Source organism: Ferviditalea candida (assembly GCF_035282765.1).
Taxonomy (GTDB): Bacteria; Bacillota; Bacilli; order Paenibacillales; family KCTC-25726; genus Ferviditalea; species Ferviditalea candida.
In genome coordinates this window covers 1-13685 of record NZ_JAYJLD010000039.1, presented here as the reverse complement: position 1 = coordinate 13685, position 13685 = coordinate 1, and the positions used below count along the sequence as shown (strand labels likewise).

Annotated in this window: 13 protein-coding genes; all 13 read right to left on the bottom strand. The window is 46.8% G+C overall.

Annotated elements, in window-relative coordinates; all coding sequences use genetic code 11:
* Positions 1–325: 325 nt before the first annotated feature.
* Positions 326–631, bottom strand: coding sequence for a hypothetical protein (locus VF724_RS18270; RefSeq protein WP_371755681.1), 306 nt, complete (start codon positions 629–631; stop codon positions 326–328).
* Positions 632–989: 358 nt separating this feature from the next.
* Positions 990–2156 (bottom strand): SEC-C metal-binding domain-containing protein, encoded by a 1167-nt coding sequence (locus VF724_RS18265; protein ID WP_371755680.1) that lies wholly within the window; start codon positions 2154–2156, stop codon positions 990–992.
* Positions 2157–2208: 52 nt separating this feature from the next.
* Entirely contained in the window at positions 2209–2865 is a 657-nt protein-coding gene (locus VF724_RS18260; RefSeq protein WP_371755679.1) for an SEC-C metal-binding domain-containing protein, read from the bottom strand.
* A 227-nt stretch (positions 2866–3092) separates the two neighbouring features.
* Entirely contained in the window at positions 3093–3665 is a 573-nt protein-coding gene (locus VF724_RS18255) for a DUF6036 family nucleotidyltransferase (protein WP_371755678.1), read from the bottom strand.
* On the bottom strand, positions 3655–3885 hold the full coding sequence (locus VF724_RS18250) for a hypothetical protein (RefSeq protein ID WP_371755677.1): 231 nt from the start codon (positions 3883–3885) through the stop codon (positions 3655–3657). Before VF724_RS18250 ends, VF724_RS18255 begins: the two co-directional genes overlap by 11 nt.
* A gap of 431 nt (positions 3886–4316) precedes the next feature.
* On the bottom strand, positions 4317–4697 hold the full coding sequence (gene mutT / locus VF724_RS18245) for an 8-oxo-dGTP diphosphatase MutT (RefSeq protein WP_371755685.1): 381 nt from the start codon (positions 4695–4697) through the stop codon (positions 4317–4319).
* A gap of 12 nt (positions 4698–4709) precedes the next feature.
* Positions 4710–7853 (bottom strand): DEAD/DEAH box helicase, encoded by a 3144-nt coding sequence (locus tag VF724_RS18240; RefSeq protein ID WP_371755676.1) that lies wholly within the window; start codon positions 7851–7853, stop codon positions 4710–4712.
* 72 nt (positions 7854–7925) lie between these two features.
* Positions 7926–8312: a retropepsin-like aspartic protease gene (locus VF724_RS18235; protein ID WP_371755675.1), complete on the bottom strand. Its 387-nt coding sequence runs from the start codon at positions 8310–8312 to the stop codon at positions 7926–7928.
* Positions 8309–8566: a hypothetical protein gene (locus VF724_RS18230; RefSeq protein ID WP_371755674.1), complete on the bottom strand. Its 258-nt coding sequence runs from the start codon at positions 8564–8566 to the stop codon at positions 8309–8311. Before VF724_RS18230 ends, VF724_RS18235 begins: the two co-directional genes overlap by 4 nt.
* Before the next feature lie 141 nt (positions 8567–8707).
* Complete coding sequence (locus VF724_RS18225; protein ID WP_371755673.1) at positions 8708–10777, bottom strand: DEAD/DEAH box helicase family protein; 2070 nt, start codon at positions 10775–10777, stop codon at positions 8708–8710.
* Between the two features lie 24 nt (positions 10778–10801).
* On the bottom strand, positions 10802–11428 hold the full coding sequence (locus tag VF724_RS18220) for a class I SAM-dependent methyltransferase (RefSeq protein ID WP_371755672.1): 627 nt from the start codon (positions 11426–11428) through the stop codon (positions 10802–10804).
* A 293-nt stretch (positions 11429–11721) separates the two neighbouring features.
* A complete protein-coding gene (locus VF724_RS18215; protein WP_371755671.1) occupies positions 11722–12447 on the bottom strand; it encodes a DUF5131 family protein in 726 nt (241 codons plus the stop codon).
* A 23-nt stretch (positions 12448–12470) separates the two neighbouring features.
* The coding region (tcmP, locus tag VF724_RS18210) for a three-Cys-motif partner protein TcmP (RefSeq protein ID WP_371755670.1) at positions 12471–13685 on the bottom strand (1215 nt) is incomplete at its 5' end.

Below are 13685 nucleotides of genomic sequence, written 5' to 3'. Positions count from 1 at the left end.
AAATGAACTAGTTCCCTGCATGGAAGTTTGTCGAAACGTGGGTGAATGACCGAAAAACACCTGATTCCATCAATCAGGTGTTCTCCAAAATAAAAAGCCACTCCTTAACAGGAATGACTTATGTTTAATTATGTCTAGCAGCGGCTGCCTCTTTCATCCATCCGGGCATCCGTTTGTACTCAATTTCAACTTTTCCATCAAATCCGGCTACACCATATCTGGCGTGCTGTCGGCTCGGATTGGTAGAAACCGCAACATTACGCTCAGACTTACACACTTTCCCCAGTTTAGGTTTTCGTCTAAAGAGCATGATTCCCACCCCCTATTAATAGATTACTACATTTTGGACAATTTTGTCTATATGACCGATCAGGGTAAAGGGAACTATCCCTTTGGACAGCCGTTCTGTTTTTCCCGGCAAATCCTCAACCGGAACTAAAAAAGCAAAATAACAACCCAGACGGAAATCCCCGATATTTCGAATAATAAGAGCCGCCTTGGTATCTCCATTGGCCGCTGTCTGATCAAGATTATCCCAATAAGAATGAGAAACCCCTAAACCAAGTAATGCATTGATTACTTGAAGATCGATTTCCTCTTGTTGCTCCGAAACCGGCCGTCCCCACTGCATGCGAGAAAGACAATTGTTAACAGATTATTGAGAATTTGAATCTGCTTCGGTCCCTCTAAGCCAGGTTGGATATACCATAACTGCTCTAACATCTTGAGGCCGCACATCGTAAAAGTCGGTAACATGTGCTACTACATTATCAAACAGCCGCTTAACTTCACTTCTTACGAGATCGGAAGATTGAGAAGCATCATAGACAGCTGCCAATGCAGCAGCAATCTTCGGTTTTTATCACTATTTGATCCGTCTACAATTTCTCCTTAGAAAAGAACCCGCTCACAGAACAGGTTCTCATGTATGGAGGCGAACTTGCAAAACTAAAAATCATGCCCGATTGCTTTCTTTCAAATATTTACTATTACAATGCACCGCAGCATTTCTTGAATTTCCTGCCGCTTCCGCAGGGACAGGGATCGTTGCGGCCAACCTTCATTTTTGTCTGGAAACTATACACCGTTCCTGAAGATCCCGTCTCTTGCGGAGCGGGGCTCATCACAGGTTTATCGACTTGAAAGGGATGCTTCGGCAGCGGTTTCAAATGTTTTCGCTCTTCTTTGAACAACTCCTCGGGAGTATGCCCTTTCAATTCCCATAGTCTTGTATTGTTCATGAGCGCCATCAAGACCTCCGACAGCTGCTGCAGTTGATCCATGCCCGTAAATTCCAGTTCTTCCTGCAAACCGGAGACCAACTCGGAAGGCGAATCGCCTCGTTGGATACGCTCCGCAAGATCCGCTGCGATCAAATCGGCTTCCTCTTCATCCATTTCCCAATGCTTATGCAAAAATGACACAAACTGACGATACCCTGTATGGCGGTCTACATATTCGTCATCTGCGGCACGAAGTACCTGAGCTTTCGTGAACGGATAATAATCAAGCTCCGATCGACTGTGATGCTCGAGTTGAATACGCTGCGGGTCATCGACCAAAAAATGTGAAAATCCAAATTCGCTGTATTGCACACTATAATCGTACTGCTCCAAATCATGAATGACATTCCTATACTCGAAATCATCGATGGACTGCCCCGTGTAATGCTCCACTTTCTCTATCAATGTCTTTACTCCCATGCTCCCGTAATAATAGAGAAGTCCCTGGGTAAGCCGAATCCACTGCGAATTGCGGTCCAGTATGGGTTTCAACCGTTTTTCATCCACTTGATGCAGCCTTTCCCGGATCTCATGCGGCATGATGACGGCGCCTTCAATCAGAAACAAGAATCCATATTGTTGAAAATACATCGGCTCATAATACTCATTATCCGACAATTCGGATACCGGCAAAATGGAACCCGGCGCCTTCATGACCTTCTTCAACAAACTGTATCTGTCAGGATCCATTCGTTCCAGATGCTCTTCCAGGTGATCGACCATATACGCAGATAAACGATGACCCAGATCGGTTTTGTTCAGCTGGCTCGCTTTTTCAACATGTAGAGCGCGACGTATGTCGTGAAGCTCTTCCATGGTGAGCGCATGCAATAAAGCGGATAAAACTATCATGCTTTCCTTCACAATCGGCATATTTAAACCCCTTTTCCATAGCTTGCTTCCTACAGCATTTCTTCTTACTACATTACTTTCCACAACATTTCTTATATTTTTTCCCGCTTCCGCAAGGACAAGGATCGTTTCGTCCGACTTTAACATTGGCAACAGGAATACTCTTTACCGTCGACGGGGAAATAGAAGCGAATCGGTTCGAACGATTCTTGTTCTCCTGATCCAAGATCATTTGACGTACTTCAGCCGCCTCTTGAGTCATTCCCAATTCTGTATATATAGCGTTCAATCGATCGAGGACATCCAGCCGATCTTCCAGATTTTCCACCCCAAGAGCCTGTTTAAGTATGCTTATCGCCTTTTCACTATTCTTGTCCTGATTTTGTGCAAACAACCCATACTGATCCGACCATCCGATCCAACCCCAGCCGTAGGTCGGATACTCTTCTAGTATCTCCTTGAACAACTGCTCTCCTTCCAACCCGCGGCCCAGTTGAAATAGGGCCTCCGCAACGGCTCGTCTCATATTTAAAATATTTAATCCGCCCTTGTCCTTCGATCGGGCCACATATTCATTGCAGAAACGAATCCTGTTTTGAACAAGCTCTTTATTACGTCTGGCTGCGTTCTCCAATTCCATTTCAAAATCAGAAGCCCAGTTGAAAATACTTTGTGTTCCCTGAAAGATGCGATCCATATCTTCAATGTACTTCAAATCGAGTTCATCCATGGATGTTTTGATCTTATCCCACAATTGCATCCATATACGGGAAGCCGCCTCCTCATTCCCTGCCATGGAAAGCTTATAGCCTTCTTGCATTTGTGTATCCAATTCTTTTTGTATGTCATTGCTCAAATGTATGCACCTCATCCTTTCACTTTTTTCTGAATAAACGCGGCTTGCAGCCTTCCCGAGCCAAAGACACCCTCTCACGGGTGCCTTTGGCTATGGATTTATTACCTGTTGCCGCTTCTTTTTTCAGTCCATAGTTTTAATTTTTCTTCCGTCCGATCTTCCACTGCTTTTTGCTGCATGTAGTTCATATCCAATTTCTCGTCATGGAGTAAAAACAACCGATATCCCCATTCGCAATCGGACAAGGAAGTCCAGTGCACGCATGCCCTTAACCTGTCCAATATAATATCCTCTAATCCAATGACATAAACAAAACTCTGATCTTGAAGATTTAATTTAATGAGCTTGTCAGGATCGGCTAAATCCAACATGTCATTCGGCACTTCCACGCTGACACCCAACTCTTCATGAAACCAATGACGTCCTGATTTAATAAAACCAAGTTTCTGCAAATATTGATCGATAATATCTCTACGCGAGAAAATGAGATCGATATCAACTGTTGTGTATTCACTTCTACTGTAAATTTCAACAGCAAAGCCCCCGACGATGATGGGTTTTAATCCTTCTTTTTCCGTTAAGCTCGTTAATATGGAGCATACACCCATCATTTTTTCAAATTTCGATTGGTTTTGTAATTGGATGATCTTTTGCCTGGCTTTATCAATATTCATAGCACCACTCGTTTTTGCTCAAGTATTTGATTTCCCCTTTATTTTCCGCATCCTTCCACTTGTTTAGACAAAGACGGTCCAGTATCTCCTGTTCCTCTTTGTCTCGAGGCCTTCTGCGGACAAGACGTTCCTGCGGCTTATTCGTTAACAATATTTTTTCCACTCTTGATTTGTTGGCTGCAATGCTTTTTTCCAATTGGTTATAATCCCATGTCTTCATTGGAAATTCTCCAAACATTTAAATTTTGTTTATATTATATCATATCTTCACTTCTCCCATACTCTTTTCCTACAAGAAAAACGATTCTTTCAAGCACTACTCTGCAAAATTCCGTATCCTTCTTCCGATTTGCCGCTTGTGTACGTGATCATTCGCCCAGCCATATCCACCAAATAATATCGAACACTGGCTTTCGCCATATCCTTTAAGAGCGTGTTCAAAAAATTGGGTTCCTACGCAAAAGGGGTGTGCCTCCGGTAGCTGTTGATTGGATGCCCACGACATGGAACCGATCCGGGTAGACCATGAACGGTTCACTGGTTCCATTCCTTTGCCATACCATTTTCTCAACATAGGGCTCCAAGCGTTTAGAACGCATGATAATCAAATGAACAGCATCCTTTCACAGATATATCACTTTTACCGGAGAGCTAGCTCTCCAATTGTTCAACAAAAGGCACATCCGCCGGAGCAAACGTGTAATGCTTCAGCTCTGATCGCGCAGCCCATCGGTATTCATCGTGATCCGTGAGCCGGATTTCCCCTTGCACAAATGCCGCGTGATACGCGATCAGGCGAATCTGAAACGAACCGTAATCGTGCTTGTTTACTCCAAAATACGCATAGGGGGCTATCACGATGTTCATTTCCTCCAGCAGCTCCCTGCGCAAGCAGGCCTCAGCCGACTCGCCCGGCTCCAGCTTGCCGCCCGGGAACTCCCATAGTCCGGCTTGCGATTTGCCCGCCCTTCGCCTGGCGATCAAGATTTGCCCTTGTTCATTCTCTATGATGGCCGCAGCCACTTCGATCATCGGTTTCACTTCCTAAACGATCCCCTTATTGGCCACCGGCACCAATGCCGGCGGCATCTCTTCCTTCAGCCGCCAAATTATGCTGATCGGCTTGCTGCCTTCATGGCGGACATACTCCGCCTCGCCCAAGAATACAAAAGGGGACGTGTAATTGTTGTCTTCCTTATACTCCCGGACAAACAGAGCGATCCGCGTTCCCAGCTGCTTGTGATGGATGTAGCGCTGCGCGGTCGAGGACTCCACGGAGGTCCGGCTTTGGGTTTGCCAGTGGAACAGCCGCTCGTTTATCGCGTAATCCTCATACAGGGTGGAAGGCGAAAAGTCCTTGTCCGTTTTATTTAAGGTGATAAAGAAAATATCCGTACGCTTATCCTCAAAATATTTGACGCCCTCCCGAAAGCTCGGCGCGCGGTCTGCATTCCAGTAGCCGAATGCGGCCAGCACCTGATCCATCGAGTACCTGCAATGAATGTCCAGCGAACAAGCATAGGGAAGCTCATTGGGCTTATCGACGAAATCGATCTGCGCCAGGTTATATTTCAGAATCTCACAGACTTCCTCTCGAAAATACGCACAAGAAAAGGTCATCTGCAAGCCGTGCTCGAGGTCGCGAAAGCCTTGTTTCTTCGGCTCCGAACGGTAGAAGGTATAATAAAAAACACCAAGCATCAATCGTTCCTCTTCCGTCTGCGGTACTGCCCCTTCCTCCAGATAGGCAAGCAGGAAGCGCAGCAGTCGCCTGGAGTTGAGGCTGAGCAGTGCGGGCATTCTTTTCGTCAAATACTCTCCGTTGTCCCATGCATAGCGCTCCAGCAAACCCGCTTCCACCTTAAGGCCGTTAAAGGTGCGGTTCCCGGTTCTTCCACCATAGAAATCAACCAATCTTAATCCATGATATCGCATAAAATTCAACAGCGTTAAAGGCAGTCCGGTATCTTCGGTAAAATATTTCAGCTTGTTAAGCAAATTTCGCCGCGTCGTGGTCGCTTGCTTGAGATTGCGCAGCACATAGTCCCTGGCTTGTTTTTCAAGCTGAATGAAGCTGCCCCGCGGCAGGTTGGAAAATCCGTTCTCCACGTAATGCTGCACGGAGTGCTTGGTCTTGCCGATCAGTGCGCGGAATCTTTCCTGAAAATTGTATTCTTGGTGCGCTTGTCCGATGAAATCAAGCACCGTCAGACATTCTTTGCCTTCGGCAAGCCTCAGGCCGCGTCCCAACTGCTGAAGGAAAACCGTCAAGCTCTCTGTAGGGCGCAGGAACAAGATGGTATTCACTGCGGGAATGTCGACTCCTTCGTTGTACAGATCAACGACAAAGATCAGCTTAATCTCGCCTTTTTCCAGTCTGCTCTTGGCCTGCCGGCGTTCCTGCTCGTTCGAATTTCCATGCAGCGCCAGGGAAGGAATACCCGCTTCCGCGAACACCTTGGCCATGTATTGGGCATGATCGACGCCAACGCAAAAACCGAGCCCCTTGACCTGATCGATATCGGTGACGTAGTTTTTCAGGCTGTTCAAGATTTGCATGGCGCGAATTTTATTGTTTGTATATAAATTTTCCAATTCTGTGAGATCGTAACCGCGCCGAGACCATTTGACCTTGGACAGATCAACGGAATCGGTAACGCCAAAATAATGAAAAGGACTCAGCAGCTTGCGATCGATGGCATCCGTCAAGCGGATTTCCGCCGCGATCGTATCGTTGAAATAGGCCGGCACGTTCTTGCCGTCCATCCGCTCCGGAGTCGCCGTCAATCCCAGCAAAATCTTGGGCTGATAGTAATCAAGCAGCTTTTGATAGGACGGTGCCGCCGCATGATGGAATTCATCGACGATGATAAAATCGTAGAAGTCCGCTGATGTGACGTCGGTCAGCTTCATGGAATTAAAGCTTTGGATGCTGATGAACAGGTGGTCCAGTCCCTGAGCCTGATTGCTGCCGACATGCAGCTCGCCAAAGTTCAGGTCCTTCAGAATGAACCGGAACGTATCGCGGCTCTGCCTCAGAATCTCCTCGCGATGAGCCACGAAGAGCAGGCTGGCCCGCGGATGCTGCAGGGCAAAGCGCTTGTAGTCAAATGCGGAAATGACTGTTTTCCCGACTCCGGTGGCGGCCACCAGCAGGTTGCGATATCGGCCGTACAAAATCCGCTCCGCCTCCAGCTTCTCAAGCACTTCCTTTTGAAAATCGTAAGGCGTGAGGTCAAAGTGGAAATGCAGATGGACCGAGTCTTTTTTTCTCTGAAGCGCATCCTTCAGCTGTTCAACATCGTCAGTGTTGTCCGCGGTAAAAAGCTTGAACTCCCTGTCGTTCCAATAGCTTTCGAAGGTTGCTTCAATTTTTTTAAGCACATCGTAAGCATCCTTCTCGGTGACTTTCAGGTTCCACTCTAGTCCGCTTGTCAGCGCAGGATTGGATAAATTGGATGAGCCGATGTAGGCAGTGGTAAACCCCGTGTCCCGTTTGAACATATACGCTTTGGCATGCAGCCGGGTTCGGTCCGTGTCGTAGGAAATTTTGATTTCTGTATTCGCGAGCTTGCTGAGCTCCAGTACCGCTTTATAGTCCGTGGCTTCCATATAGGTTGTGGTGATGACCCGCAGCTGTCCGCCATTGTTCGTGAACTGCTGCAATTGCTCCATCAGGTAGCGAAGGCCGCTCCATTTGACAAAAGAAACCAGCCAATCGATGCGATCCGCGGTGACGATCTCTCTTTGCAGCTCATGCATCATGTTCGGTTCAAAATGGGAGCCGGTGAATAGCGAGCTTTGAGACAGCGGGGTCGCCGGACGCAGCACCTTCTCGTTGCGAAGGCCGCGAATGTGGTTGAGCTTGGAGTAAACATAGGTCAGCACCTCCCCCTGCTCGTCCAGCTGCAAATCGCGGTATTCCTCAGGGCCGAGGGTTTCTTTCAGTGTGGTGATGATGTCATTGCAGGTTCGCACCTGCGCCAGCACCGCTTGCTCATCGTCATGATTCTCCCGCACCAGCTTCAGGGCTCTACGCGTCACCATCGCCAAGTAATTGGACAGCAGCTTCCGCGCCTCTTCCGCATCCAGCGGCTCCTTGCCGATGTCGTAGACGTCCGAATCGAGCGCCGCCAGCCGCTTGCGGGTGATGTGGTTGATGATCTGCTCATAGAGTCCTTGTTTCATGGGGGCCTCCGGATGAAAATGATGATTTGAGGATAATACAGAAAAAAGACCTGACAGGTCCCTTCTTACGCGCTATCCTTCATTTACGGTTATCGTCAATTGCTTGGAATCTATAACTAAGCCGGCGCATTGAATAAAATCAAAGCCAAGAATACCGTCGATTCTCATTCCATAATTCATCTCACCGATTTCAACTTCAAATCCCTTCAGCAAGATGTCTCCTAGTTGAACAAAATCAAAACGCTTCGAATACACGATTTCTATGCCGCCAACTCCTCTAATCTTGTTCAGTGTATCCTCCGGCTCCACTTGCACTCCAATCCTATCCACCACATCCGCACTGAAAACAGTCCCTGCCGAACCAGTATCCAACAGCACGTTTTTCAAGTGAAGTTCCTTCTCCTGATAACCAAACGTCACCTCAACAAAAGGAAGGCCATACTTCACCACTATATTCATCTAGGCCCCCGAACTCTAGCCCATTTTTCACGAAGGTTTAATTTTTCACGGGATGTATGAAAAAATCCATACTCTGTATTCGGACTTTCTCTATGCAATTCGTAATACCTCTTCATGGCAATTTTAGAGTCGTCATACCGATCGATAACCGCAACTTCATCAATGAAATACTCACCATTCTCTGAATGGGACTTTAATGTTTCACAAACCACCCAATCGTTGGGAAAACGTTCCCTCACTTCTTCCCAGCGCATCTCATAACCCCCACAATTCTTTTTGAAATATTATATCATAAATAGAAGCATGGAATACCCAGTATTAGGAGTACAAATATCTCGTTTCGCCTATGAACACTTCACGGATATGCTAATTCAGATAGGTTTCTTTGGTTCTATCTATGCTTTTCGCTCAAAATAAGCATGCAACCGATACAAACAGATTTCTCGCGTCCATTCGTACAAAAGAGTAGATGCGGCATCGTCCTGCTCCCTCAGTTCGCCGGCCCAATTGAGAAATCCGACGTACGATCTGAACTCCTGGTGATATTCGCGGCTTGCGGCCTTTCCGTACAGGTGAAGCTCCAAGTACGAGGGACGTCGGCCAAGCTCCTGCTTGAGCTCGCGATAAGCGGCCAGAAGATTTTCTTTACGCGGCTGTTTCTTCGCCGCCAACGCTTCAAGCAAATTCACCACACCGATTTCCAAGTCGATCAAACAGCCGGGAGGCGCGGTAATCGCGACCTTCCTCTGTTGACCTTCTTCGTTCTCAGGCTCATCCAGTTGGAATAAGGAAAGCTTGAGATCCGCATTCCGGTAATTTCCGATGAGATCGATGATGGCGCAATGGGACTTCCCTTCGGAAAGACGAAGCCCCCTGCCTACCTGCTGGGTAAACACGGTCAGCGATTCAGTCGGCCTGGCGAACAACAGCGTATCCACACTTGGAATATCCACGCCTTCATTAAAAAGGTCGACCGTGAAAATCACATCGAGTTCCCCTGCCGCCAATCTGCGAATCGCCTCTGAACGGGACATCTCCACCGTCTGCGAATGCAGGCTCAGCACCTTTGCCCCTTTTTTTCGGAAATACGACGCAAGAAAATCCGCATGCCGAATGGACGAACAGAAACCGAGTGTCCGCGTTTGCTTGTATTTGACCCAGCTCACGTAAACTCGCTCAGCCATTTCCTCCCTGAGCTGAACGGCGAGCAGCTCCTCCTCGTCGTAGCGGCTTCCCAACCACGTGATTTGTCCGTAATCCGTGTCGTCATAAACGCCGTAATATTGAAACGGACTGAGCCAGCCGCGTGCAATAGCCTCGATAAAACGGATTTGATACGCCACATTGCCGTCGCACAGTGCATACACATCTTTGCCGTCCATCCGGTCCGGAGTCGCGGTTATCCCTAGCAGAAATCGGGGGCGAAAATATTCCAAAACCGATGTGTAAGATTTGGCCGCCGCATGGTGGAATTCATCGACGATGATAAGATCGAACGCGCCCTTGGAAAACCGCTCGCGGTGCTTTTTCATCCCCAACGTATAGATCGACGCAAACAAGCAGTCCGATTCGCTGTCCTTTTCCATCCCGTTATATAATCCACTGGACCGCTCAGGCATGATATGCTGAAAGGACCGCTGCGCCTGCAGCAAAATTTCCTCCCGATGGGCAATGAACAATACACGGCGAAATGATTTTGCAAAGAATCCCGCCAGATATGTTTTGCCGAGTCCTGTCGCCATAACGACCATGGCCCGATCATAGCCTTCTTCCCAGGTCGATTCCAGCGCATCGAGTGCGAGCTGCTGCGCCGGTCTTGGCTGGATGGAAGCTTGTGCGGTCGTATCAGAGGAAGACTCTTTGCGTTCGCGGGACTTGCCGCGAATCATCATGTCCGATTCCTCGTGCTCGGTGATGATCCGAACCATTTCGGGGAATTTTTGATAGTGGGCGAGGTATTCCTTTTCGTATTGGGCGATGGATTCCTCATGGAGCGTGATCGTCTGCTCATGATAGAAGCTGTGCATGAATTGATTGAGCGCCTCTTGGAAAGTGTATGGCTCCGCTTTGGCATTGACGGCCAAATTCCATTCATACCCGAGTTTAAACGCGGAAATCGAAAGATTCGATGAGCCGACAATCATCAGACCCTGGCCGTGATCGTAATCGAAAAGATACGCCTTGGGATGAAAGGAAGTGCCGTAGCTGCGCCACAAGCGAGCCTCGATGCGGCCATCCACGTTGAGCAACCGCCTTAGCGCTTGAGGCTGGGTCACGAACAAGTAATCCCCGGCCAAGATTTTGATCTCCGCTCCGCGCTCAGCCGCGGCCTTCAAATAGGGCTGCAGCAAACGGACGCCCGATTCCATGACGAAAGACGTCAGGATATAAATCCCTGACGCCCTTTCAAAGCTCGGTATCAACTCATCCGCAAGATTTTCCGTGATCAGCTTAATGTCGGGCATGCCGGCCTCTTCCTTAATTCTATGTCATCGAGAGAATGCTTCTTTTCGCAACAGCAGCGATTGAAAATGGGGTACTCCATCGCCCATGGAAACCGTGTGGAAATCTTCTATTTTGAAGTGCCGCCGGGCAACTTCCTGAATTGCTTCGTCCTCGAACATGGAGAAAAAGCGTTTTGGCTCATAATTGTCGCCTTCCCAGATGCCTTCCGTATCCTGACCGCCGTAGACGCCGTAGAAGAACAGCCCATTAGGTTTCAGGACTTTGGAGACTTGTCCCAGCACGGCATCCAGCTGCGCTTTCGGCACATGCAGCAGGCAGTTCAGTGCATATACAGCGTCAAAGCTTTTGGCATCGAAATCCAGTTGGTAGAAATCCATGCAGAGGGCGTTGAGTCCCTTCGCCTTGCAGAGCTTGACCATTTCCTCAGAGAGATCGACACTGGTGACGCTGAGCCCCTTCTGTTGGAAATACAGGCTGTCGCGGCCTGTGCCGGCCCCGATTTCGAGGAGCTTCATGCGCTGCTCTCGAAGGATTTGCTTTAAAAACTGCTCGCGTTCCAGGAACTTCCAAGGCTCGATTTCCGTCCGCTCGCGGTGCTCTGCGAAATTGTTGTAGGCTTGCTTTAAAATGAGTTTTTCATGGGTTGTCAATTCGAACACCTCTCCCTAATGTTCGATTTTGGTTGTGGGTTTTCCTGCTGGGTGGAAGGAAATACTACAAAGCTTTCGTATGGTAGATTTCGATGCGTACTCATGTGCTTCGCTCCCTGCGCGCGGGACTGAACCTGGGTTCCACCCCTCTTGCAGCTCCTGTACATGGCAAAAGACACCCTCTTGGGTGCCGTTTTCCATGTATGAAGGGCGAACCGTGGATTAGCATATCATCTATAACTCTTTGGTTACTTTTGTTCAGCAAATTCATTATTCAGTAATTCATTAATATGTCAAGACGGCAAATTGGCGGTTTTTGGAAACTCCTCCCATGTCCGACCTTCTAAGACTCTACCGGTTCGGTGCTTTTGTACTCCACCCCATTGTTTGAAAAAGAATGCTACTTCACTGGCTAAACATTGATTTTTAATACTTACTACCCACTCTTCCTTCATAGGTCGTGCACCATATCCAGATTCACCACCGACAATAACCCAATGAATTCCCTCTAATTGCAAATGATCTAGAGAGCCAATCAATGGCTCCAATGATAAAAATTTAGTCTTAGCCGGAACTTGCCTCAAGTGATCGATTCTAAAAGTCACTTTCTCATTCTCTACACTCACACCTTGCCACACATTGTCTGGCCAAGGCAATTTCGACGATAGCTCCAAAAGCCTATCGGAACGCTTCGTAAGAATTTGAAAAGTATGCCAAGAGGCTTTTTCCATTGTCTCAAATACTTTCAAAATGAAATCCAGTGGGACATCTCTATGAAATAAATCCGACATTGAATTCACAAAAATCATTTTTGGTTTTTTCCACATAAGCGGTAAATCTAAGAGATCAGGATGAAGGGTTAAGTTGAATCCATTATCATACCTAGGGTTCCCCATTGCATGTAATCGTTTGGCCATAGTTGCGGCATAACAATGCTTACAGCCTTCGGATATCTTGGTGCAGCCAGTAACGGGGTTCCACGTCGCTTCTGTCCACTCAATGTTAGAATTTGTTGCCATACTCCACCTCCTCATTATCTTGTCTAAATAAGATCGTTAAACATGTCGATTTGTTGTACTGTTGATTCCTTTTGTGAAACACGACTTAAATAATCTCTAGGCAAGTTAATTTGAATAGAGAGTTTATCTGCATCTTTATGGTTTGCAAACGATTGTGAAGACACCGTAATGAAGCTGTTTTTCTTAAATAGCCTTACACTAAAATCATATACACTCTTTTGATTAGCACCATCACGAAAAGGAAGCGGAGAAAATTGAAGAAAATGATCAATTACTTGACCGTATGTAATCACTCTATTATTAAAATGCACGATAACTTCTTCAATAAAGGCCATGTAATCATAAGATTTGGCATTGGTTGATTCCGAGAAGAGATCATCTGCATAAAGTGCCTTAATGCTCTTTGTGGATGCATGATAAGCATCTTCCGCCTGGATACGTAGTGGCTCAAATGCAATCATTGAATCCTTCATCTCAATAAGCCCCGCTCTACTTCTTGTTGCAAACACAAGATGGAAGTATACATTAGGGTTTAATGGGCTATAAATACGCTTCTTCAATGCATACACCGGTTCATTAAATTGACTTTTTAATTTATGAACGTACAGGTCAATAATTTGATCCTCTAGTTTTTCAAATACACTCCGACTTGTTTGATTTTTTAACACATCATCACTTGTTGCCATTTTAATGTAGTCCACTATATTGGGGGGCAATTTGTCAATACCAAAAAAGTTACATAACTCCACTTGATTATTCTGAATACGATAATTTCTAACTAAGGAGTAGCTCATTACATTAATCAGAACTTCATGTGCCCGCTCGGATAAAATCTTCGTGATATCCGCCATGTGAACGCCTTTATAGCCAAATGGGTCTACAAAATATAGTGCAGGAGAGCCTGTTGTTGAAGCGAGCAACCGGTCAACATGATACTTAAACTCCCCGCAATAATTATTAATTTGCGACGGAAACGGTGAAGTCAGTGCCATTTGCTGAAGCATATTATGATAATCTTCTAATAATTCCACAGTATGAATATAAAAGCGACACTCTTTGTTATACTGAAAATCCCGCTGTAGACTGAATAAATTATTAATTGCAATTAACGGGGAACCTTCTTGACCGTCTTCAAATGTTGTCATCAGCCACTTTAATTGACAGTGAATTCGGAACCGCCAATGACGGTGGTTTTTTGTTTTCGTCACCGACGTCAGTGTGGCGATCAGGATTCGCCT

Bases quoted from the DNA above. Each gene is read 5' to 3' on its own strand.
- VF724_RS18270 (WP_371755681.1), bottom strand. From the start codon at position 631: ATGCAGTGGGGACGGCCGGTTTCGGAGCAACAAGAGGAAATCGATCTT.
- VF724_RS18265 (WP_371755680.1), bottom strand. From the start codon at position 2,156: ATGCCGATTGTGAAGGAAAGCATGATAGTTTTATCCGCTTTATTGCAT.
- VF724_RS18260 (WP_371755679.1), bottom strand. From the start codon at position 2,865: ATGGATGAACTCGATTTGAAGTACATTGAAGATATGGATCGCATCTTT.
- VF724_RS18255 (WP_371755678.1), bottom strand. From the start codon at position 3,665: ATGAATATTGATAAAGCCAGGCAAAAGATCATCCAATTACAAAACCAA.
- VF724_RS18250 (WP_371755677.1), bottom strand. From the start codon at position 3,885: ATGAAGACATGGGATTATAACCAATTGGAAAAAAGCATTGCAGCCAAC.
- mutT (WP_371755685.1), bottom strand. From the start codon at position 4,697: ATGATCGAAGTGGCTGCGGCCATCATAGAGAATGAACAAGGGCAAATC.
- VF724_RS18240 (WP_371755676.1), bottom strand. From the start codon at position 7,853: ATGAAACAAGGACTCTATGAGCAGATCATCAACCACATCACCCGCAAG.
- VF724_RS18235 (WP_371755675.1), bottom strand. From the start codon at position 8,312: ATGAATATAGTGGTGAAGTATGGCCTTCCTTTTGTTGAGGTGACGTTT.
- VF724_RS18230 (WP_371755674.1), bottom strand. From the start codon at position 8,566: ATGCGCTGGGAAGAAGTGAGGGAACGTTTTCCCAACGATTGGGTGGTT.
- VF724_RS18225 (WP_371755673.1), bottom strand. From the start codon at position 10,777: ATGCCCGACATTAAGCTGATCACGGAAAATCTTGCGGATGAGTTGATA.
- VF724_RS18215 (WP_371755671.1), bottom strand. From the start codon at position 12,447: ATGGCAACAAATTCTAACATTGAGTGGACAGAAGCGACGTGGAACCCC.